This is a genomic window from Isoptericola sp. S6320L (assembly GCF_023015685.1).
In the GTDB taxonomy this organism is placed as follows: Bacteria; Actinomycetota; Actinomycetes; order Actinomycetales; family Cellulomonadaceae; genus Isoptericola; species Isoptericola halotolerans_A.
In genome coordinates this window covers 33096-54052 of record NZ_JALKAT010000007.1, presented here as the reverse complement: position 1 = coordinate 54052, position 20957 = coordinate 33096, and the positions used below count along the sequence as shown (strand labels likewise).

Below are 20957 nucleotides of genomic sequence, written 5' to 3'. Positions count from 1 at the left end.
GACCCGAGAGGCAACGACGTGGCAACTCCGCAGAACTACCTGGCAGTGATCAAGGTGGTCGGCATCGGCGGTGGCGGCGTGAACGCCGTGAACCGCATGATCGAGGTCGGCCTCAAGGGCGTCGAGTTCATCGCCATCAACACCGACGCCCAGGCGCTGCTGATGTCGGACGCCGACGTCAAGCTCGACGTCGGGCGCGAGCTCACCCGCGGCCTGGGGGCCGGCGCCGACCCCGAGGTCGGGCGCAAGGCCGCCGAGGACCACGAGGAGGAGATCGAGGACGTCCTGCGCGGGGCGGACATGGTCTTCGTCACCGCCGGCGAGGGCGGCGGCACGGGCACCGGCGGCGCGCCCGTCGTGGCCCGCATCGCCCGCTCGTTGGGGGCGCTGACCGTCGGCGTCGTGACGCGGCCGTTCACCTTCGAGGGTCGGCGCCGCTCGGTCCAGGCAGAGCAGGGCATCGAGGCGCTCCGCGAGGAGGTCGACACCCTCATCGTGATCCCGAACGACCGCCTGCTGTCCATGTCCGACAAGAGCGTCTCGGCGATCGCCGCGTTCCACTCGGCGGACCAGGTCCTGCACTCCGGTGTCCAGGGCATCACGGACCTCATCACCACCCCCGGACTGATCAACCTCGACTTCGCCGACGTCAAGTCGGTGATGCAGGGTGCGGGATCGGCCCTGATGGGCATCGGCTCTGCCCGCGGGGAGGATCGGGCGGTGCAGGCCGCCGAGCTGGCGATCTCCTCGCCGCTGCTCGAGGCCTCGATCGACGGCGCCCACGGCGTGCTGCTGTCCATCCAGGGCGGCAGCGACCTCGGGCTGTTCGAGGTGCACGAGGCGGCGCGCCTGGTGCAGGAGGCGGCCCACCCGGAGGCGAACATCATCTTCGGCACGGTCATCGACGACGCCCTCGGTGACGAGGTGCGCGTCACGGTCATCGCGGCGGGGTTCGACGGCGGTCTGCCGAAGACCCGGGAGGACTCCCGCGCCCTGGGTCAGGTGGCCGGGGCCGCTTCGCCGGCCGTCGCCGACAGCGCCCGGACGGCCCCCGCGGCCTCCTCGCCGCAGGGGGGCTCGCCGGCGACCGCCCCGGTGCCCGCCGCCGAGCCGGCGCACGCCAGGCCGAGGCCCATCCCTGCTGACCCCGACGACGTCCCCGCGAGCCTGCAGCCGGTGGGCTCCGGTCAGGCGCGGCCCGCCTTCACCGTGGTCGAGGACGGCGAGGGCGTGACCGTGGAGCGGCCGGTCGAGGTGCCGCGGGTGGCCGAGAGGTCCCGGCCGGAGCCCGAGCTCGACGTGCCCGACTTCCTGAAGTGACGTCGTCGGCCACCTGGGCCCAGGAGGCGCTCTTGCCCGCGGACCTCGGAGCAGGACTGCTGCGTGTGGACCTCGGTCCGGGCGTCGTGGCCGGTTTCACCACGCGGCACGGCGGCGTGTCTCCCGCGCCCTGGTCCTCGCTCGACCTCGCCACGTCGACGGGCGACGAGGAGGCCCGGGTGCGTCGCAACCGTGAGCAGCTGGCCGGATGGATCGGGGCGCCCGTCGCCTTCGCCACCCAGGTGCACGGTGCCACGGTGCTGGCGCTCGGCGGTGCGGAGCGCACCGAGTGGGAGTCGGTGACGCCGCCGCTGAGCGCCGGCGAGGCCGACGCCCTCGTGACGGCCGAGGCCGGGCTGGGGCTCGGGGTCCTGGTGGCCGACTGCGTCCCGGTCCTCCTCGTCGATCCCGTCGCACGCGTCGCCGGTGTCGCCCACGCCGGGCGGCGAGGGCTCGTGGCCGGCGTCGTGGACCGTGCGGTCGACGCGATGGTCGCGCGCGGAGCCAGCAGGGACGGGCTGCGCGCCGCCGTCGGCCCGGCCGTCTGCGGTGCGTGCTACGAGGTGCCGGAGGCCCTGCGCGACGAGGTGACCGCCGTCGTGCCGGAGGCGTGGGCCACGACCGCCTCGGGCACCCCCGCGCTCGACCTGCCGGCCGGCGTGCTGGCCCGCCTGTCGGCGATGGGCGTTCCGGCCGACCGGGTGGAACGGTGCACGCGCACCGACCCGGATCTCTTCTCGCACCGTCAGGCCACGGCCGCGGGCGAGGTCACCGGGCGCCAGGCGGGAGTGATCGTCCTCGCCTGAGTCCGTGCGGCACCCGGCGTGTCGTGCGCCGCTTACCGCGCGGTGCTGGTTACCGTCAAGTCACAGACCTACCGACGAAACGGAGCAGGGCGATGGGCGGAGCGCTTCGCAAGACCATGCTGTACCTGGGGCTGGCCGACGACCAGCGCCCTGACGGGGAGTACCTCGACGAGTTCGACGAGGAGCTGGAGCCGGTGCGTGACGACGACTACCAGGCCGAGGTCACGCCTCTGCACCGGGACGGAGCACCGATGGACGCGTTCGCCGGGGGAGACCTGCGGCGGATCACGACGATCCACCCCCGGTCGTACAACGACGCCCGGCTCATCGGGGAGGCCTTCCGCGGTGGCACCCCGGTCATCATGAACCTGTCCGACATGGACGACGCCGACGCCAAGCGTCTCGTCGACTTCTCGGCCGGGCTCATCTTCGGCCTGCACGGGTCGATCGAGCGGGTGACGAACAAGGTCTTCCTGCTCTCGCCCGAGCACGTCGAGATCACGGGCGAGGAGCAGGTCGCCGAGCGACCCGACCCCCGTGCCGGCGCGTTCTACAACCAGAGCTGAGACCAACCACGACGCGCGGCCCGGGAGCGCCCCCCGGGCCGCGCGTCGTGCGTCCGGTAGGTTGCCCTCGTGAGTGTGATCTTCGGCGTCGTCTACTTCGCCCTGTTCCTGTTCCTCGTCTGCCTGATCGTCCGCCTCGTCTTCGACTGGGTGCAGGTCTTCGCCAGGGAGTGGCGTCCGCGCGGCATCGTGCTGGTGATCGCCGAGGCCGTGTACACGGTCACGGACCCGCCGCTGCGTGCGCTGCGCCGCGTCATCCCGCCGTTGAGCCTGGGCAGCATCCGCCTCGACCTGGCGTTCCTCGTGCTGTTCCTGGCCACGTCGATCCTGCTGCGCGTCGCCGGCGCGCTCGCGGCGAGCTTCTGAGCATCCCCGTGCGGCGGCGGCGGCGCGCGCCGACGCGCGCCGACCCGGCGTGCGTCCCGCGACACGCGGGACCAACTGCCGTCGGACCTGTGAAGACACCGTGAGCGCGACCCGCCCGGGGGGCCGTCGCCGCGGGCGTCGGCTACCGTGGGCATCCACGGACGCTCCGGGTCCGTGCACTGGACCGCGCTACGGCAACGAGGTGACACGATGGCACTGCTGACGGCAGAGGACATCCTCAACAAGAAGTTCTCGGCGACCAAGTTCCGCGAGGGATACGACGTCGAAGAAGTCGACGACTTCCTCGACGAGGTCGTCCGCACGCTCACGTCCGTGCAGGAGGAGAACGACGACCTGCGCTCCAAGCTGGCCGCGGCCGAGCGCCGCGTCGGTGAGCTGAGCCGCAGCGATGCCGCGCAGCAGTCCGCCGAGCAGCCTGACGTCGCGGCGCAGGTCCAGGCGGCGGCCGCGGCCGCCGCGGCAGCACCGCCGGCGGGCGACAAGCCGCACGCGGAGCCCGAGTCGGCCACCGGCATGCTCCAGCTGGCGCAGAAGCTGCACGACGACTACGTGCGCTCGGGCCAGGAGGAGGGCGACCGCCTGATCTCCGAGGCGAAGTCCGAGGGCAGCCGCATCGTGCGGGAGGCGGAGGAGACGAGCCACCGCACGCTCTCGCAGCTCGAGCAGGAGCGCTCGCTCCTCGAGCGCAAGATCGACGAGCTCCGGCTGTTCGAGCGGGACTACCGCACGCGGCTCAAGAGCTTCCTGCAGAACCTGCTCGGCGACCTGGACGCGCGCGGTTCGGCGCTCCCGCCCCAGCGGCAGAACGCCAACGCGGGACGTCCCCAGGAACTCTGAGCGGACCTCCGGAGCGGTCCCTGCGCGGACCGGCCCCACCGCAGGACACGCCACGTCGGCGCGTGCTGTTGTGCGGGCCGGTCCGCGCACTTACGCTGCGGTGACCTCACGAACGGAAGGGCAGCGAATGGCCAAGCTCTCCACCTCCCAGCGGGACACGGTCCGGGAAGAGTTCCCGAACCTCGCGCGGGACGTCAAGAACTTCCCCGTCCGTGACGGGGAGGACCCCTGGACCCTCCAGGAGGTGTCCGAGCTCGCGCTGCTCCTGCTGGAGGACCGCGAGCGCTTCACCCGCGAGCTGGCCGCGGCCGACGCCGAGCTGAGCGACCTGCTGCGCAACTCCGGCGACGGCGCCGGCGACGACCAGGCCGACTACGGCTCGAGCGCACTCGAGCGCGAGCAGGAGCTGACGCTGGTCAACAACCTGCGCGACCTGCTGGCGCAGACGACGCACGCGCTCGACCGGATCCGCAGCGGCACCTACGCCACGTGCGAGATCACGAACCACCCGATCGGCAAGGCGCGGCTGCAGGCCTTCCCCCGGGCGACCCTGTCGGTCGAGGCGAAGGCGCGCGAGGAGCGTCGCTGACCGTAGAATCGGGCGCGATGTCCTCCACGCCCACCGGTGCCCAGCCGGTTCCTGAGATCCCCGACGAGCCCGAGGCCGCCTCCTCGACGCCTCCCTCCGAGCCGTCCGCACACCGGGGGCGGCTGGGCCGGTGGGCACTCCTGCTGGCGGGCGCCGTCCTCGTGGTCGACCAGCTCACGAAGTGGTGGGCGCTGACAGCCCTCACCGAGGGCGTGCGGGTCCCGCTGCTGGGCGACCTGCTCGGGCTCACCCTCGTCTTCAACCCCGGGGCCGCGCTGTCCATCATGGCCAACGGCTACACGTGGGTCCTGACGATCGTGGTCGTGGCGGTCGTCGTGGTGATCTTCCGTGCGATGCGGCGGCTCGGCTCCGTGGGCTGGACCGTCGCCCTCGGGCTGCTGCTCGGCGGCGCCCTGGGCAACCTCGTCGACCGGCTGCTGCGCGAACCAGGATTCGCCCGGGGCGAGGTCGTCGACATGATCGCCTACGCCGACTTCTTCGTCGGCAACGTCGCCGACATCGCGATCGTCGTCGCGGCCGGCCTCATCGTGGTGCTCTCCTTCCGCGGTGTGGGCATCGACGGCAGCCGCGAGGCCCGGGACGCCGCCTGATGGTGGCGCGGACGCTGCCGGTGCCGGACGGCCTGGTGGGCGAACGGGTGGACGTCGCCCTCGGGCGCATGCTGGGTTTCTCGCGCACCCAGGCGGCGGAGCTCGCCGCCGGGGGTGCCGTCCGGCTCGACGGCCGCGAGGTCGGCAAGTCGGACCGTCTCACCCCGGGTGGCTGGCTGGAGGTCGACGTGCCGGAACCCACCTCGGCACCGGCGGTCGTCGCGGAGCCCGTCGAGGGGATGCGGATCGCCTACGAGGACGACGACGTCGTGGTGGTCGACAAGCCGGTCGGCGTGGCGGCGCACCCGTCGCCGGGGTGGACGGGGCCGACGGTGGTCGGCGCGCTGGCGGCGGCGGGCTACCGCATCTCCACGTCCGGGGCGGCCGAGCGGCAGGGCATCGTGCACCGGCTCGACGTCGGGACCTCCGGGCTGATGGCGGTGGCCAAGAGCGAGGCGGCGTACACCGGGCTGAAGCGTGCGTTCAAGGAGCGCACCGTGGACAAGGTCTACCACGCGCTCGTCCAGGGCCACCCCGAACCGACCACCGGGACGATCGACGCACCGCTCGGTCGGCACCCGCACCACGACTACCGGTTCGCGGTGGTGGCGGAGGGCAAGCCGTCCGTGACGCACTACGAGGTGCTGGAGATGCTGCCCGCGGCCTCGTTGGCCGAGGTGCACCTGGAGACGGGGCGCACGCACCAGATCCGCGTGCACTTCTCGGCGCTGCGGCACCCGCTCGTGGGCGACCTCACGTACGGCGCGGACCCGGTGCTGGCGTCGAAGGTCGGGCTCACGCGGCAGTGGCTGCACGCGATGCGCCTCGGGTTCGAGCACCCGCTGACCGGTGGTCGCGTCGAGGTCACCAGCGAGTACCCCGACGACCTGGAGACGGCGCTCGAGGTCGTCCGCGGCGCCTACGCCTGACGGGTACTTGTCCGCGGGACCTTTCGCCCGTTAGAGTCGCGACGACGGGTGACACGAGTCACCCGCGACCTCGACGAGGAGGACGCATGTCATCACCTCACGCACCGGCCCGGGCGACCGCACGACGACGGCACCACCGGCTCGTACCCACCGTCGCCGCAGGAGCAGCCCTCGTGACCGCCATCGCCACCGTCCCCGGCGCGCAGGCCGCCCCGCCCGACGCGGCCGCCCCCACCGCCCCGGACTTCGGCCCGAACGTGACCGTGTTCGGCCCGGACACGCCCCAGGACGAGATCCAGGCGACCATGGACGCCCTGCACGCCCAGCAGGTCGACGCCGAGATGGGCACGGACCGGCACGCCGTCTACTTCCTGCCCGGCACCTACGGCTCGGCAGAGGACCCGCTGCAGTTCGGCGTCGGGTACTACACCGAGGTGGCCGGTCTCGGCGAGTCCCCGCAGGACGTGGCCGTCGAGGGCGCCATCGAGGTACGTAACCGCTGCCTGTCGGACGACCCCGAGAACCCCAACTGCATCGCGCTGGTCAACTTCTGGCGGACGATCTCCAACCTGGCTCTCGACGTGAACACCGCCGGCCAGGGCGGGTGCGAGGCCACGACCAACTTCTGGGCCGTCTCCCAGGCCGTCTCGATGCGACGCCTCGACGTGCGCGGTCCGCTGTCGCTCATGGATTACTGCACGGCCGGACCGCAGTACGCCAGCGGCGGCTTCATCGCCGACTCCCGCTTCGACACCCAGGTGACCAACGGCTCGCAGCAGCAGTGGCTGACCCGCAACAGCGAGCTCGGCGGCGGCTGGTCCAACGCGGTGTGGAACCAGGTCTTCGCCGGGGTCGAGGGCGCACCGAGCGAGGACAACTTCCCGACGGAGCCGTACACGACGCTCGACACCACACCGGTGAGCCGCGAGAAGCCGTACCTGTTCGTCGACGACGCCGGCCGCTACCAGGTGCGCGTCCCCGCCGCGCAGACCGAGACCCGCGGGGTCTCGTGGGCCGACGGCGCCACGCCGGGGCGCACCGTGCCGATCACGGACTTCTACGTCGCGAAGCCCGGCGACTCGGTGGCGACCATCAACAGCCATCTCGCACGCGGCAAGCACCTGCTGCTCACGCCCGGGGTCTACGACGTCGACCGGAGCATCGCCGTCAAGCGCCCCGGCACCGTGGTGCTCGGCATGGGCCACGCCACGCTCACCGCCGTCGACGGCGCCGTGCCGCTGACGGTCGCCGACACCTCCGGCGTCGTCGTGGCGGGCGTCTCCATCGACGCCGGCACCGTGGAGTCCCCGGCGCTGCTCCGGGTGGGCAAGGAGCACGGCAAGAACCACCGGTCCGACCCGGTCGACCCGATCACGCTGTCCGACGTGTACTTCCGCGTCGGCGGGCCGCACGTCGGCAAGGCGGACGTCGCGCTGGAGGTCAACGCGCACGACGTGCTCATCGACCACACCTGGGTGTGGCGCGGCGACCACGGCGTGGAGGGCTTCCCGACGGACGGGTCGGCGGGCGTCAACGGCGACACGGAGCGCTGGGCCACCAACGTCGGACGCAACGGCGTCGTGGTGAACGGCGACCGGGTCACCGCGACGGGGCTGTTCGTCGAGCACTTCCAGGAGCACAACACGATCTGGAACGGCGAGGACGGCACCGTGGTGCTCTACCAGAACGAGCTGCCCTACGACCCGCCCACCCAGGCGGACTGGACCCAGCCCGACGGCACCCTCGGCTGGGAGGGCTACAAGGTCGCCGACGACGTCGAGCGGCACCGGCTCTTCGGTGCGGGCGTGTACGTGTTCAACCAGAACAACCCGGAGATCGTCACCGAGAACGGGTTCTCTGTGCCGCAGGTACCGGGCGTCCAGCTGCACCACGTCATGACGGTCAACCTCAGCGCCGGCACCATCCAGCACGTCGTCAACGGCGTGGGTGACGCGGTCCCGCCGTCGACCTCGGGGTCCCCGGAGTACGTGGTGGACTACCCGGCGCCCTGACCTCGCCCCGGCCCCGCCCCACGGCCGTGGGGCGGGGCCGGCTCACGTCGAGGAGCGGACGACGACGCGCGCCGGGTCGTCCGGCCACGGTGGCGGTCCCTGTCCGTCCAGCACCGCCAGCACGCTGGCCGCCAGGTGCTCCGACTGCGGGGTCACGGGCTGTGCCACCGTGGTCAGCGGGGGCGTCGTCACCCGGGCGGCGGGAGCGTCGTCGACGCCGATCACCGCGAGGTCGTCGGGGACCGTCAGACCGGCGTCCCGTGCCCCGGCGAGCACCGCCTGCGCGACCTCGTCGTTGTACGCGGCGACGGCGGTGACCCCTTCGGCGTGCCAGGCGCGGACCGTGCCGGTGGCCGGCTCGTCGGCCGGTACGGCGGCCTGGCGCGGTGCGGGGAGCCGACGAGCCGCGCAGGCGTCACGGACCCCCGCGAACCGGGCGTCCCCGAACCGGCGCAGCCGGTCGTCGGTCGTCGTGGCGAACGCGACGGACCGGTGCCCGCGGGACGCCAGGTGGTCGACCTGGAGCACGGCCAGGTCGTGCTGCGAGCGGTCGAACGCGCCGCCGTCGGCCGGTTCCACCGATCCCACGACGGCGATCCCGGCCTGCTCCATCGCCCGGACGTCCTCGGCGGCGAACGGCGCCAGCCCGACGACGGCACGCGGCGTCACGGCCCGCCACAGCTCCGCCAGCGCGCGGGAGTCGCGGTGGTGGTGGACGAGCACGAACAGCCCGCGCTCGGCGAGCACGTCGGTGAGGTGGTCCAGGAGGGAGTCCACGACGGGCCCGGTCGGCCAGTCGGGCAGCACGCAGACGACCAGGTCGCTGCGGCCGCGCCGCAGCGTCCGTGCGGCCGCCGACGGCGCGTAGCCGAGCCGCGCGGCCGTGCTGCGGACGTGCTCGCGGGTCGCCTCGGAGACCGACGCCCCGGGCGTGTCGTTGAGCACGTAGCTGACGGTCGTGCGGGAGACCCCCGCGGCGCGGGCGACGTCGGCGCTCGTCACTGAGGCCACCGCTCCTCCTTCTCCGGCCGGACGTTGGGAGCACTGTACTGGGCACGGCCGGCCGTGACGGCGATCCGGCGAGGGGCGTCGTCGAAGGTCGGTGGTGCCTCCTAGACTCGACCCCATGCCGGACGCACCTGAGAAGAACGACGACTTCGTCCACCTCCACGTCCACACCGAGTACTCGATGCTGGACGGCGCGGCGCGGATGAACGACCTGTTCACCGAGGTGGCTCGGCTGGGCCAGAAGGCCATCGCGATCACCGACCACGGGTACCTCTTCGGGGCGTTCGACTTCTGGAGCACGGCGCAGAAGTTCGGGGTCAAGCCGATCATCGGGGTCGAGGCGTACGTCACGCCGGGCACGAGCCGGCACGACCGCACGAAGGTCCTGTGGGGGGAGCAGGGCCAACGGCGCGACGACGTCTCCGCGGGCGGCGCGTACACCCACATGACCCTGTGGTCCCGGGACAACACGGGCATGCACAACCTGTTCCGGGCGTCGTCGCTGGCGTCCCTGGACGGCCAGATGGGCAAGTGGCCGCGCATGGACCGCGAGCTGCTGGAGACCTATTCCGAAGGGCTGATGGCCACCTCGGGCTGCCCGTCGGGAGAGATCCAGACGCGCCTGCGCCTCGGCCAGTGGGACGAGGCCGTCCGGGCCGCCGGGGAGTACCAGGACATCTTCGGCAAGGAGAACTACTTCGTCGAGCTGATGGACCACGGGATCGAGATCGAGTCCCGCACGTCCAAGGACCTGCTGCGGCTGGCCGAGCACATCGGGGCCCCGCTCGTGGCGACGAACGACCTGCACTACACCAAGCAGGAGGACTCCCACGCGCACGAGGTGCTGCTCGCGGTCAACTCTGGCTCGACCCTCGACGAGCCGACCTACGACCAGGGTGGCAGCCGGTTCGCGTTCAGCGGCGACAACTTCTACGTCAAGTCCGGTGCGGAGATGCGGCGGCTCTTCGCGGAGATGCCGGAGGCGGTCGACAACACGCTGCTCATCGCCGAGCGGTGCGAGGTCTCGTTCGACACCGGCGCGAACTACATGCCGAACTTCCCGGTGCCCGAGGGCGAGGACGAGATCTCCTGGTTCGTCAAGGAGGTCGAGCACGGCCTGCACCGCCGCTACCCGGCGGGAGTCCCGGACGAGGTCCGCGCGCAGGCGAAGTACGAGACCGAGGTCATCATCCAGATGGGCTTCCCCGGGTACTTCCTCGTGGTCGCCGACTTCATCAACTGGGCCAAGGAGCAGGGGATCCGCGTCGGCCCGGGCCGTGGCTCGGCGGCCGGCTCGATGGTCTCCTACGTCATGGGCATCACCGAGCTCGACCCGCTCGAGCACGGTCTGATCTTCGAGCGGTTCCTCAACCCGGAGCGCGTCTCCATGCCCGACGTCGACGTCGACTTCGACGAGCGCCGGCGCTCCGAGGTCATCCGCTACGTGAGCGACAAGTACGGCGACGACCGGGTGGCGATGATCGTCACCTACGGCTCGATCAAGGCCAAGCAGGCGCTCAAGGACGCGTCGCGGGTCCTCGGCTTCCCGTTCGCCATGGGGGAGAAGCTCACCAAGGCGATGCCGCCGCCCGTCATGGGCAAGGACATCCCGCTGTCCGGGATCTTCGACCCCTCGCACGAGCGCTACTCCGAGGCCGCCGAGTTCCGGCAGGTCCACGACACCGACCCCGAGGCGCAGCGCGTCGTGGAGACCGCGCGGGGGATCGAGGGGCTCAAGCGGCAGTGGGGCGTGCACGCGGCGGGCGTGATCATGTCCAGCGAGCCGCTCATCGACGTCATCCCGATCATGCGGCGCCCGCAGGACGGCGCGGTCATCACGCAGTTCGACTACCCGACGTCCGAGGGCCTCGGCCTGATCAAGATGGACTTCCTCGGGCTGCGGAACCTGACGATCCTCGACGACGCGCTCGAGAACATCATCATGAACGGCAAGGACGCGGTCGAGATCGAGCACGTCCCGCTCGACGACGTCGCCACCTACGAGCTGCTGGCCCGCGGCGAGACCCTGGGCGTCTTCCAGCTCGACGGCGGGCCGATGCGCTCGCTCCTGCGGCAGATGCGCCCGGACAAGTTCGACGACCTCTCCGCCGTCATCGCGCTGTACCGCCCGGGCCCGATGGGCATGAACTCGCACGTGAACTACGCGCTGCGCAAGAACGGCCTGCAGAAGATCGAGCCGATCCACCCCGAGACGGCCGAGCCGCTGTCCGAGGTCCTGGACGAGACCTACGGTCTCATCGTCTACCAGGAGCAGGTGCAGCGCGCCGCGCAGATCCTCGCGGGCTACTCGCTCGGGCAGGCGGACCTGCTGCGGCGTGCCATGGGCAAGAAGAAGCCCGAGGTGCTGGCCAAGGAGTTCGTCAACTTCGAGGCCGGCTGCAAGGAGCGCGGCTACTCGGACGCCGCGATCAAGGCGGTCTGGGACGTGCTCGTGCCGTTCGCCGGCTACGCGTTCAACAAGGCCCACTCGGCCGGGTACGGGCTGGTCGCCTACTGGACGGCCTACCTCAAGGCGAAGTACCCCACCGAGTACATGGCGGGGCTCCTGCAGTCCGTGCGGGACGACAAGGACAAGATGGCGCTGTACCTCGGCGAGTGCCGTCGGATGCGCATCACCGTCCTGCCGCCCGACGTCAACGAGTCGGCGGCGAAGTTCACGGCCGTGGGCGACGACATCCGCTTCGGGCTGACGGCCGTCCGCAACGTCGGCGCGAACGTGGTCTCGGCGATCATCGCGGCCCGCGAGGAGCACGGCGACTTCACGTCGTTCACCGACTTCCTGGACAAGGTGCCGGCGGTGGTCTGCAACAAGCGCACCATCGAGTCGCTGATCAAGGCCGGGGCCTTCGACTCCCTCGGGCACCCGCGTCGCGCCCTGCTGGTGGTCCACGAGCAGGCCGTGGACTCGGTGATCTCGGTCAAGCGGGAGGAGGCCAAGGGACAGTTCGACCTCTTCGCCGACCTGGCCGCGACCGACGAGAAGATGAGCTTCAGCGTCGACGTGCCGGACCTGCCCGACTGGGACAAGAAGCAGCTGCTCGCGTTCGAGCGGGAGATGCTGGGGCTGTACGTCTCGGACCACCCCTTGTCCGGCATGGAGCACGTGCTGGCCCGTGCGGCCGACACGTCGATCGCGTCGCTCATGGCCGACGAGGGCCGTCCGGACGGTTCCTCCGTCACCGTCGCCGGGCTGCTGACCTCCGTGCAGCGCAAGATGAGCAAGAACGGCAACCCGTGGGCGGCGGTGACCATCGAGGACCTGGAGGGCTCCGTCGAGGTCATGTTCTTCGGCGAGACCTACCTGGCCTACTCGACGGTGCTCGCCGAGGACCAGGTGGTCACGCTCAAGGGTCGGGTCCGCCGGCGCGACGAGCAGATGCAGCTGCAGGCGCAGGAGGTCACCCTCCCGGACACCTCGGCCGTGGCGGACTCGCCGGTGCAGGTGACCGTGCCGCACACCCGGTGCGTCGAGCCCGTGATGGTCCGGCTGCGCGAGGTGCTGGTCTCGCACCCGGGGCCGGCCGAGGTCCACGTGCACGTGGCCGAGCCCGGCAAGAAGACCGTGGTCCGGGCGGCCGACCGGCTCCGGGTGGAGAAGTCGCCGGCGCTCTTCGGCGACCTCAAGGCCCTGCTCGGCCCGAGCTGCCTCTCGTGAGCGCCGGCTGGGACGACGGCAGCGCGGACCACCGGTTCCGCGTGGTGCCGGCCGTCTACCTGCTGCTGCGCCGTGAGGGGCAGGTGCTGCTGCAGCTGCGCGCCGGCACGGGATTCATGGACGGGTACTGGGCGGCCGGCGCGGCCGGCCACGTGGAGCCGGACGAGTCGGTGCTCGAGGCCGTCGTGCGGGAGGCGCGCGAGGAGCTGGGGGTGACCGTCGCGCCGTCGGACCTCGAGGCGCTGACGGTCTCGCACCGCGGGCTGCCCGGCGGCCCGGCCCTGGAGCAGCGGGTGGACTTCTTCTTCGCGGTGAGCCGCTGGCAGGGCGACCCGGTGCTGCAGGAGCCGGACAAGGCGGCGGACCTGCGCTGGTTCCCGTTCGTGCACCTGCCCGAGCCGGTCGTGCCCCACGAGCTGGCGGTGCTGCGTGCCCTGCACGACGGCGCGGTGCCGCGCATCACGGTCCGCGGCTTCGGTGGCTCGGACGCCGACGCCTGAGCGTAGGCTCGCGTCCGTGATCCGACTCAACCCCGAGCAGCTCGTCTTCGTCACGGAACGACACCTCGCGACGCTGACCACCCTGCGCGCCGACGGCACGCCCCACGTGGTCCCGGTCGCCTTCACCTGGGACGCCGACCAGGGCATCGTGCGCATCACCGCGCGGCGCACGTCGGTGAAGGCACGCAACGCCCGCCGTCGGGGGCCCGACGGCGAGCCGCCACGGGCAGCGGTCTGCCAGGTCGACGGTGGCCGGTGGATGACGCTCGAGGGCACCATCACCGTCGTCGAGGACGCCGACGAGGTGGCCGAGGCCGTGCGGCGCTACGCGAAGCGGTTCCGGCAGCTGCAGCACGACCCGGACCGGATCGTGCTGCAGCTCGCGGCCGACCGGGTGATGGCGTCCGCCTACATGTCGTCCTGAACGACGACGGCGGTCTCCTCGCCCTCGGGACCGACGACGGTCACGCGTGCTCCGGGGCGCAGCTGGCGGCCGCGCCGGGTCTCCGTCTCGCCGTCGACGCGCACGTCGCCGTCGGCCACGAGGTCGCGGGCATGGTTGCCCGACTCGGCAAGCCCGGCCAGCTTGAGGAACTGGCCGAGCCGGATGACGTCGTCGCGGATGGGGACCTCGAGGGGGGTGTCCATGCTCCGTATTGTCCCAGCGCCCACCGTCCGGGACGACCGGCCGGCCTGCTCCGGCACGACCTAGACTGGTGCGCGTGATCCAACGCATCGACCTCCGTGGACAGGTCCTGTCCCGCACCGAGCTGCTCCGGGTGCTGCCGCGCCCCGAGATCGGCGTGGAGCAGGCCGTCGACGCCGTCGCCCCGATCCTGACCGACGTCCGGGCCCGTGGCGCCGCCGCGCTGCGCGACCTGGGCGAGCGTTTCGACGGGGTGCGTCCGGGCCATCTGCGGGTACCCCGGCACGCGCTCGACGAGGCGCTGGCCGGCCTCGACCCCGTCGTCCGCGACGGGCTCGAGGAGGCGATCGCCCGGGTGCGCGCCGTGCACGCCGACCAGGTGCCCACCGAGCACACCACCGTCCTGGCGGACGGCGCGGAGGTGCGGCAGCGATGGATCCCAGTCCAGCGCGTGGGCCTTTACGCGCCGGGAGGCCTGGCGGTCTACCCGTCGTCCGTGATCATGAACGTGGTCGCCGCCCAGGAGGCGGGCGTGCCCGCCCTGGCCGTCGCCTCGCCGCCGCAGAAGGCCTCCGGCGGGCTCCCGCACCCGACCATCCTGGCCGCGTGCGCGCTGCTCGGCGTCGACGAGGTCTACGCGGTCGGCGGCGCCCAGGCGGTCGCGATGTTCGCCTACGGTGCGGCCGGGAGCGAGCCCGTCGACGGCGAGGTCCTCTGCGAGCCGGTGGACGTCGTCACGGGGCCCGGCAACGTCTACGTCGCAGCCGCCAAGCGGCTCGTACGCGGCGTCGTCGGCATCGACGCCGAGGCCGGTCCCACGGAGATCGCGGTCCTCGCCGACCACACGGCCGACGCGGGGCACGTGGCTCTCGACCTGGTCAGCCAGGCGGAGCACGACCTGATGGCGGCGTCGGTGCTGGTCACGCCGTCGGTGGAGCTCGCCGGTGCGGTGGAGGCCAAGCTGGTCGACCTCGCGGAGGCCACGAAGCACACCGCCCGGGTCACGACGGCGCTCGCAGGTCCGCAGTCGGCGGTGGTCCTGGTGGACGACGTCGAGCAGGGGCTGGCCGTGGTCGACGCCTACGGCGCCGAGCACCTGGAGATCCAGACCGAGGACGCCGCGGCGGTCGCTCAGCGCGTCCGGTCGGCCGGAGCGATCTTCGTCGGTCCGTACTCGCCGGTCTCCCTCGGTGACTACATGGCGGGCTCCAACCACGTGCTGCCCACCGGGGGCACGGCGCACTTCGCGAGTGGGCTGGGCGTGCACGCCTTCCTGCGGTCGGTGCAGGTGGTCGACTACTCCCGCGAGGCGCTGGCGAAGGTGGCCGACCGCATCGTGGCCGTCGCGAACGACGAGGACCTTCCCGCGCACGGCGAGGCGGTGCGCGGCCGCTTCTGAGCCGGTCGTGTCGGCGTGGGGTGGGACCATGGGGCCATGCCCGCCCCCTCCTCCAGGCCGCCCCGGCTCGACCCGCTCGTCGTCGGCGGGATCGTGGGCACGACGACGTTCCGCCGTGCCCAGGGGTACCAGCGCGCCGGCATGGTCGCCTCGTGGCGGTGGGACGGTCACGACCTGGTCCTCAGCGCGCGGGTCGCGGGCAGCGGGCCGCAGCCCTACGACTGCCGCATCTGGTTCGTGGTCGACGACGCGGGCCGCTACGCGTTCCACGACTCGTCCTGCTCCTGCCCCGTGGCCGTCGACTGCAAGCACGTCGCGGCCACGCTGCTCCACGTCCGCCCGCACGGCGAGGAGGGCACCAGCGGTACCGACGGCGGCGACTGGCGTGGCCGCCTGGCCGCCGTCACGGGCGTCGAGGGCCCGACGGCGTCAGCATCGGCGGGCGGTGTGCTGCCCGTGGCGCTGCGCTTCCGCCTCGACGGCGCCCTGGGTGAGGCCGCGCCGGGGCTGTCCGTCCGGCCGGTCGTCCCGTCGCGGAACGGGGGTTGGAAGACCGCCCCCGAGGCGAGCTGGGACGCCCTGACCCGCGGGCTCTACGCGTTCGCCGGCGTCCGAGCCACGCCGGCGCCCGAGGTGCGGCGCTGGTACGCCGACCTCGGCGCCACCCTGGGCGACGGCTCCGTGCGCGCCCGCGACGCGTGGCGCCCGCTGGGCGCCGGCGGGCGCGGCCTGTGGGCGCTCCTGGCCGAGGCGACCGATCTCGACATCCCGTTCGTCGGCCACGGTGCCCGTGACGAGGTCCACCTGGCGAGGACCGCGACGCTTCGGCTGGAGGTGGCGGCCTCGGTCGACGGCGTCCGCCTGTCCCCGGTGGTCGCGCACGACGGGGTCGACGCCGTCGGTGGGGCGCAGCTCGGCGCTGTCGGAGACACCGGCCTGTACGCCGTCGAGGCCGAGGACGGCCGGACCGTGCTCCGGATCGGCCCGACCCCCCGGCGGCTGGGGGAGGGGGCCCGCGAGCTCGTGGGGCTCGGCCCGACGGACGTCCCGGCGTCGGACGTGGACGAGTTCTTCACCGAGCACCTGCCCGCCCTGCGGCGCACCGCCCAGGTCGTCTCGGACGGCAGCGTCGACCTGCCCGAGAACCCTCGGCCGGTGCTCGTGGCCGCCGCCCGGTTCGGCTCTCCCGAGCAGGCCGAGCTGACCTGGTCGTGGCACTACCCGCGGGGCGACGGCGACCCGCGCACCGTCCCGCTGGCGGGTGGGGCGGTGGACCCGGCCCGCGACCCGCAGGCCGAGGCGGAGATCCGGGAGAAGGCCACCTCCGTGGTGCGCGGGATCGTCGGGTTCGAGCGGTTCGAGCTCGCCGACCACCAGCGGTTCACCGGGCTCGACGCCCTCGACCTGGCGCAGGACGTCCTCCCGGCGCTCGCGGCGACCGAGGTGCGCATCGAGGGTGACCCGGCACCCGACTACCACCACCTCGACGGCCCCGCGCGGGTGGTCGTGGAGGGCGCACCCTCGGGCCGTTCCGACTGGCTCGACCTCGGGATCTCGGTGACGGTCGCGGGCAAGGAAGTCCCGTTCACCCGGCTCTTCACGGCGCTCGCCCAGGGGCGCAAGCGCCTGCTCCTCGTCGACGGCTCGTGGCTGCGGCTGAACCAGCCCTCGCTGGGACGCCTGCGCTCGCTGATCGAGGAGGCCACCGCGCTCAGCGACCGGCCGGGACGGCTCAGCCTGAGCCGCTACGACACCCAGCTGTGGGGCGAGCTGGAGGACGCCGCGGACGAGGTGCGCGTCTCCGACCGGTGGCGGCGCTCGGTGGCGGACCTGCGCCGGATCGCCGACGGAGGGGGCACGCCGGTGCCCGTCGACGTGCCCGACGGGCTGCGGGCCGACCTGCGTCCGTACCAGCACCAGGCGTACGAGTGGCTCACCTACCTGTGGCGGCACGGGCTCGGCGGCATCCTCGCGGACGACATGGGGCTCGGGAAGACCGTCGAGACGCTCGCCTTCCTCGCCCGTGCCCGCGCGGAAGCAGCGGCCGACGGGCGCGCCGCGCCGCCGTTCGTCGTCGTCGCCCCCGCGTCCGTCGTCGGCAACTGGGTCGACGAGTCCACCCGGTTCACCCCAGGCCTCGACGTGGTGGCCCTGCCGGCCACCACCAAGAAGCTCGGTCGCAGCCTGGCGGAGCTCGTCAAGGATGTCGACGTCGTCGTCACGTCGTACGCCGTGTACCGGCTGGAGTTCGAGGCGTTCGCCGCGCTCGAGTGGTCCGGCCTCATCCTCGACGAGGCACAGTTCGCGAAGAACCCGCGCACCCGGGCGAACCAGACCGCCCGCCGGCTCGACACCCCGTTCAAGCTCGCGATCACGGGCACGCCGCTGGAGAACAACCTCACCGAGCTCTGGGCGATGCTCGCCATCGTGGCCCCGGGGCTGTACCCGTCGTTGCACCGGTTCCGGGCCGAGACGATCCGGCCCGTCGACGCTGCCGCGCAGGACGACGACGCCGCGGTCGTCGCGGCGGGCAACCGTGCGCTGGCACGGCTCAAGCGACGTATCCGCGTGCTGATGCTGCGGCGGACCAAGGCGCAGGTCGCTCCCGAGCTGCCTGCCCGGCAGGAGCAGGTGCTGAGGGTCCCGCTCGCGCCGGACCACCGCAAGGTCTACGACACCCACCTGCAGCGCGAGCGACAGCGCCTCCTGGGCCTGCTCACCGACTTCGAGGCCAACAAGGCCGCCATCTTCCGTTCCCTGACGACGCTGCGTCGCCTCGCCCTGGACGCCGCCCTGGTCGACGACGCCTACGCCGGGGTCACGTCGACCAAGTTGGACACCGTCGTCGACCAGCTCGTCGAGGTCGCCGCCGAGGGGCACCGTGCCCTCGTGTTCTCGCAGTTCACCTCGTTCCTGCGACGGGTCGAGCAGCGGTGCGCCGAGGCGGGCCTGCCCGTCGCCTACCTCGACGGGAGCACCCGTGACCGGGCGGGCGTCATCCGCGGCTTCAAGCAGGGCACCGCCCCGGTGTTCCTCATCAGCCTCAAGGCGGGCGGCGTCGGCCTCAACCTCACCGAGGCGGACTACGTCTACCTGCTGGACCCCTGGTGGAACCCGGCGGCCGAGGCGCAGGCGATCGACCGCACCCATCGCATCGGCCAGACGCGTCACGTCGTCGTCACCCGGATGGTCGCCGCCGACACCATCGAGGAGAAGGTGATGGCGCTCGCGCAGCGCAAGGCGGCACTGTTCGACGCGGTGCTCGACGACGACGCCGGAGCCTTCGCCGGGGCGCTCGCCGCCGACGACGTCCGCGGCCTGCTGGATCCTTAGCGCACGCCCAGCACGAAGGGGTGGACCGCCGCTGCTCCGGCCTGGCGCAGGAGCCTCGCCGCGACGGTCAGCGTCCACCCCGACTCGGTCCAGTCGTCCACCAGCAGGACGGTGCGACCCGGGAGTCCCGACAGGGCCGCGTCGCCGAGCTCGAGGCGGAGCCGCCGGGCGACGCCGGCGAGGCGCATGGCGGAGTTCACGTCGTGGCGGCCCGGCTCCTCCGCGCCGGAGGCGGGTCCCACGGCGCCGATGAGCGGCACGCCGAGGTAGGACGCCAGGCCGTTGGCCAGGTGGTACGTGAGCTGCGGGCGCGTCACGGAGCGTACGGCGACCACGCCCTCGACGACCAGCGTCCTGTCGCGTCCTGCGCCGGTGGCGTCCGACGACCCGTCGTCGGATCCCGTGCCCGCCCGGATCGCGTCCCAGTCGTCGAGCACCCGTGCCGCCGCCGTGCGCAGCGCCGTCGGTGTCTCGCCGTCCGGCGTCGTCGGTGCGAACAGCTCACGCACGGGGCCGGCCCAGCCCAGCCCGTCGAACCGCGCCACGGCGCGCCCCGGCTCGGCGCGCTCGGTGTCCGGGATCTTCCCCTTGACGTCGAGCCCGAGCGTGTCGAGTCCGGAGGGCCACATCTTGCGAGGCTCGACCTCGACGCCCGGACGGTCCATCTCGGCACGGGCCTCGGCGACCGACTCGGTGGAGGGCGGCGGCGGGAGGGCGACACCGCCGCACCGGTCGCACCGTCCGCACGTCCAGCCGTCCGGCAGCGCCGGGTCGTCCAGCTGCGCGCGGAGGAATCGCATCCGGCAGCCGGTCGTGGCGACGTAGTCGAGCATCGCCCGGGCCTCCGTGCTGCGGGTCTCGGCGACCCGTGCGTACCGGGCGGCGTCGTAGACCCACTCGGCCCCGGTGGCGACCCAGCCGCCCTTCACCCGCCGGACCGCTCCGTCGACGTCCAGGACCTTGAGCATCGACTCGAGGCGCGAGCGCTTGAGGTCGACGTGCGTCTCGAGAGCCGCGGTCGACATCGTCTCGCCTGTCTGCGCGAGCGCCGCGAGGGTGGCCCGGACCTGCTGCTCGGCGGGAAAGGCCTGGGAACCGAACCAGTCCCAGATGGCCTTGTCCTCGTGGCCGGGCAGGAGCACGACGACCGCGTCGTCCACGCCACGTCCGGCGCGGCCCACCTGCTGGTAGTAGGCGATCGGCGACGAGGGCGCGCCCAGGTGCACGACGAACGCGAGGTCCGGCTTGTCGAACCCCATGCCCAGCGCGGACGTCGCGACCAGGGCCTTGACCCGGTTGTCCTTGAGGTCCTCCTCGAGCTGCGCACGCTGCGTCGGATCGGTCCGCCCGGTGTAGGCGGCCACCGCGAGACCGGCGCTACGGAGCTGGGTCGCCACCTCCTCGGCGGCGGAGACGGTGAGGCAGTAGACGATGCCGGAGCCGTCGATCTCCTGCAGGGCCTCCACCAGCCAGGCGACCCGCGTCGGCTGGTCGCCCAGCTCGAGCACCGCCAGGTGCAGGGACTCGCGATCGAGGGCTCCGCGCAGCACCAGCACGTCGTCGGTGGCCGCCAGCGGGCCGTCGCCGTCGGCCACGCCCGCGGTACGCCCGTCGGCCTGCACCGCCATCTGCTCGGCGACGTCGCGGGTCACCCGCTCGTTCGCCGTGGCCGTCGTGGCGAGCACGGGGATGCCGGGCGGAAGGTCCGTCAGCAGGGTGCGGATCCGGCGGTAGTCCGGCCGGAAGTCGTGCCCCCAGTCCGAGATGCAGTGGGCCTCGTCGACGACGACCAGGCCGGCGTCCGCCGCCAGCCGGGGCAGCACCTCGTCGCGGAACGCCGGGTTGTTGAGCCGCTCCGGGGAGCACAGCAGGACGTCGACCTCACCGGCGGCGATCTGGGCGTGCACCTGGTCCCACTCGGTGACGTTGGAGGAGTTGATCGTCACCGCGTGGATCCCGGCGCGGGCCGCGGCCGAGATCTGGTCGCGCATGAGGGCGAGCAGCGGGGAGACGATCACCGTCGGCCCCGCGCCGCGGGCGCGCAGCAGGCTGGTCGCCACGAAGTACACCGCCGACTTGCCCCACCCGGTGCGCTGCACGACCAGCGCACGCCGGTGGAACGCGACGAGCGCCTCGATCGCGCTCCACTGGTCGTCACGGAGCTCGGCGTCGTCGCGCCCGACGAGCGCGCGCAGGGCGTCGGTCGCCTGCTCGCGCAAGGTCCCGCCCTCGCCGCCCGCGGTGTCCATCAGGCCTCGCAGCATGGCCAGCTTGGCCCGCTTGGCCGCCTCGGAGCGGTCGGTGACCGGGCGCGCCGCCGCGGCGTCCGCCGGCGGGG

At 72.8% G+C, this 20957-nt stretch carries 17 protein-coding genes; 14 read left to right on the top strand and 3 right to left on the bottom strand.

Going from position 1 to position 20957, the window contains the following annotated elements:
• Positions 1 to 18 precede the first annotated feature (18 nt).
• From ftsZ to MWU57_RS06090, 9 genes are all read left to right on the top strand, one after another.
• Positions 19 to 1320, top strand: coding sequence for a cell division protein FtsZ (gene ftsZ / locus MWU57_RS06130; RefSeq protein ID WP_106267965.1), 1302 nt, complete (start codon positions 19 to 21; stop codon positions 1318 to 1320).
• The gene (locus MWU57_RS06125; protein ID WP_246908039.1) at positions 1317 to 2126 is read left to right on the top strand and encodes a polyphenol oxidase family protein; all 810 of its coding nucleotides are present in this window, start codon (positions 1317 to 1319) and stop codon (positions 2124 to 2126) included. The genes ftsZ and MWU57_RS06125 overlap by 4 nt, the downstream gene beginning before the upstream one ends.
• A 92-nt stretch (positions 2127 to 2218) precedes the next feature.
• On the top strand, positions 2219 to 2692 hold the full coding sequence (locus MWU57_RS06120) for a cell division protein SepF (RefSeq protein WP_106267961.1): 474 nt from the start codon (positions 2219 to 2221) through the stop codon (positions 2690 to 2692).
• Positions 2693 to 2761: 69 nt separating this feature from the next.
• On the top strand, positions 2762 to 3058 hold the full coding sequence (locus tag MWU57_RS06115; protein WP_106267959.1) for a YggT family protein: 297 nt from the start codon (positions 2762 to 2764) through the stop codon (positions 3056 to 3058).
• 210 nt (positions 3059 to 3268) lie between these two features.
• On the top strand, positions 3269 to 3916 hold the full coding sequence (locus tag MWU57_RS06110) for a DivIVA domain-containing protein (protein ID WP_106267957.1): 648 nt from the start codon (positions 3269 to 3271) through the stop codon (positions 3914 to 3916).
• A 127-nt stretch (positions 3917 to 4043) separates the two neighbouring features.
• Complete coding sequence (locus tag MWU57_RS06105; RefSeq protein ID WP_106267955.1) at positions 4044 to 4505, top strand: TraR/DksA C4-type zinc finger protein; 462 nt, start codon at positions 4044 to 4046, stop codon at positions 4503 to 4505.
• Between the two features lie 17 nt (positions 4506 to 4522).
• The gene (gene lspA, locus MWU57_RS06100) at positions 4523 to 5116 is read left to right on the top strand and encodes a signal peptidase II (protein ID WP_246908036.1); all 594 of its coding nucleotides are present in this window, start codon (positions 4523 to 4525) and stop codon (positions 5114 to 5116) included.
• Complete coding sequence (locus MWU57_RS06095) at positions 5116 to 6045, top strand: RluA family pseudouridine synthase (protein ID WP_246908033.1); 930 nt, start codon at positions 5116 to 5118, stop codon at positions 6043 to 6045. Before lspA ends, MWU57_RS06095 begins: the two co-directional genes overlap by 1 nt.
• An 86-nt stretch (positions 6046 to 6131) precedes the next feature.
• A complete protein-coding gene (locus MWU57_RS06090) occupies positions 6132 to 8057 on the top strand; it encodes a glycoside hydrolase family 55 protein (RefSeq protein ID WP_246908031.1) in 1926 nt (641 codons plus the stop codon).
• A 42-nt stretch (positions 8058 to 8099) separates the two neighbouring features.
• Here MWU57_RS06090 and MWU57_RS06085 read toward each other — a convergent pair whose 3' ends face one another.
• Positions 8100 to 9068: a LacI family DNA-binding transcriptional regulator gene (locus tag MWU57_RS06085; protein WP_246908028.1), complete on the bottom strand. Its 969-nt coding sequence runs from the start codon at positions 9066 to 9068 to the stop codon at positions 8100 to 8102.
• A gap of 115 nt (positions 9069 to 9183) precedes the next feature.
• On the opposite strand from MWU57_RS06085, the gene dnaE reads away from it, so the two are divergent.
• The 3 genes from dnaE to MWU57_RS06070 are packed head-to-tail and all read left to right on the top strand — an operon-like array spanning position 9184 to position 13665.
• The gene (dnaE, locus tag MWU57_RS06080) at positions 9184 to 12741 is read left to right on the top strand and encodes a DNA polymerase III subunit alpha (RefSeq protein WP_106267947.1); all 3558 of its coding nucleotides are present in this window, start codon (positions 9184 to 9186) and stop codon (positions 12739 to 12741) included.
• A complete protein-coding gene (locus tag MWU57_RS06075; protein ID WP_246908025.1) occupies positions 12738 to 13241 on the top strand; it encodes an NUDIX domain-containing protein in 504 nt (167 codons plus the stop codon). The genes dnaE and MWU57_RS06075 overlap by 4 nt, the downstream gene beginning before the upstream one ends.
• A gap of 16 nt (positions 13242 to 13257) precedes the next feature.
• Positions 13258 to 13665 (top strand): pyridoxamine 5'-phosphate oxidase family protein, encoded by a 408-nt coding sequence (locus MWU57_RS06070; protein WP_246908022.1) that lies wholly within the window; start codon positions 13258 to 13260, stop codon positions 13663 to 13665.
• Here the strand turns inward: MWU57_RS06070 and MWU57_RS06065 are convergent.
• Positions 13650 to 13889: an RNA-binding S4 domain-containing protein gene (locus MWU57_RS06065; protein WP_246908019.1), complete on the bottom strand. Its 240-nt coding sequence runs from the start codon at positions 13887 to 13889 to the stop codon at positions 13650 to 13652. The genes MWU57_RS06070 and MWU57_RS06065 overlap by 16 nt on opposite strands.
• A gap of 74 nt (positions 13890 to 13963) precedes the next feature.
• Here MWU57_RS06065 and hisD point away from each other — a divergent pair, with 74 nt between their 5' ends.
• Complete coding sequence (gene hisD / locus MWU57_RS06060; protein ID WP_106268281.1) at positions 13964 to 15286, top strand: histidinol dehydrogenase; 1323 nt, start codon at positions 13964 to 13966, stop codon at positions 15284 to 15286.
• Between the two features lie 36 nt (positions 15287 to 15322).
• A complete protein-coding gene (locus MWU57_RS06055; RefSeq protein ID WP_246908017.1) occupies positions 15323 to 18619 on the top strand; it encodes a DEAD/DEAH box helicase in 3297 nt (1098 codons plus the stop codon).
• Here MWU57_RS06055 and MWU57_RS06050 read toward each other — a convergent pair.
• Positions 18616 to 20883: a RecQ family ATP-dependent DNA helicase gene (locus tag MWU57_RS06050; protein ID WP_246908143.1), complete on the bottom strand. Its 2268-nt coding sequence runs from the start codon at positions 20881 to 20883 to the stop codon at positions 18616 to 18618. The genes MWU57_RS06055 and MWU57_RS06050 overlap by 4 nt on opposite strands.
• Positions 20884 to 20957 lie beyond the last annotated feature (74 nt).

Bases quoted from the DNA above. Each gene is read 5' to 3' on its own strand.
- MWU57_RS06120 (WP_106267961.1), top strand. From the start codon at position 2,219: ATGGGCGGAGCGCTTCGCAAGACCATGCTGTACCTGGGGCTGGCCGAC.
- MWU57_RS06110 (WP_106267957.1), top strand. From the start codon at position 3,269: ATGGCACTGCTGACGGCAGAGGACATCCTCAACAAGAAGTTCTCGGCG.
- MWU57_RS06105 (WP_106267955.1), top strand. From the start codon at position 4,044: ATGGCCAAGCTCTCCACCTCCCAGCGGGACACGGTCCGGGAAGAGTTC.
- lspA (WP_246908036.1), top strand. From the start codon at position 4,523: ATGTCCTCCACGCCCACCGGTGCCCAGCCGGTTCCTGAGATCCCCGAC.
- MWU57_RS06095 (WP_246908033.1), top strand. From the start codon at position 5,116: ATGGTGGCGCGGACGCTGCCGGTGCCGGACGGCCTGGTGGGCGAACGG.
- MWU57_RS06090 (WP_246908031.1), top strand. From the start codon at position 6,132: ATGTCATCACCTCACGCACCGGCCCGGGCGACCGCACGACGACGGCAC.
- dnaE (WP_106267947.1), top strand. From the start codon at position 9,184: ATGCCGGACGCACCTGAGAAGAACGACGACTTCGTCCACCTCCACGTC.
- MWU57_RS06065 (WP_246908019.1), bottom strand. From the start codon at position 13,889: ATGGACACCCCCCTCGAGGTCCCCATCCGCGACGACGTCATCCGGCTC.
- MWU57_RS06055 (WP_246908017.1), top strand. From the start codon at position 15,323: ATGCCCGCCCCCTCCTCCAGGCCGCCCCGGCTCGACCCGCTCGTCGTC.
- MWU57_RS06050 (WP_246908143.1), bottom strand. From the start codon at position 20,883: ATGCTGCGAGGCCTGATGGACACCGCGGGCGGCGAGGGCGGGACCTTG.